Origin of the sequence: Bacteroides sp. HMSC067B03 (assembly GCF_001811315.1) — a bacterium.
Classification (GTDB): Bacteria; Bacteroidota; Bacteroidia; order Bacteroidales; family Bacteroidaceae; genus Bacteroides; species Bacteroides faecis.
Genome location: NZ_KV804475.1, coordinates 1 through 453 on the forward strand (window position 1 = coordinate 1; position 453 = coordinate 453).

At 44.2% G+C, this 453-nt stretch carries 1 pseudogene; it reads left to right on the plus strand.

The features are described 5' to 3' along the window. Positions 1–330 (plus strand): annotated as a pseudogene (locus tag HMPREF2794_RS24545) (DUF1566 domain-containing protein); the annotation flags it as partial. Between the last annotated feature and the right edge of the window lie 123 nt (positions 331–453).

Below are 453 nucleotides of genomic sequence, written 5' to 3' on the forward strand. Positions count from 1 at the left end.
TCGAACGGTGTGGAAGGCGCACCCGCTGCGGAAGCTGCCGTAGCCTATAAAGCCTTCACGCTTGATGGTGACGGTATGGAAGATGATACAGAATGGTTCTTGCCTTCTTCCGGACAGATGATGATCATGTATCGATACCGTGATCAAATCAATGAAATGCTGCGTGCATTTTGGAGCAGTGACAGCATGCTGTTGACGGACAAATACTATTGGACGAGCACGTACTACGATACGACAAATGCATGGACGTGTAATTTGAATACCGGACACATGACCGTACAGAATAAAAATACAAGCCTGTTGCATGTAAGGGCAACGGCAGAAGATTAACCCATTAAAAACAGTGTATTTATGACAGACAAGAATAATGAAAGCGCATTGCTTTTGCGTATGAATAAAGAAGAACAGGTATCTGTTTTGCAGGAGATCGGTTTCACCAGCGTGAACGAAAAT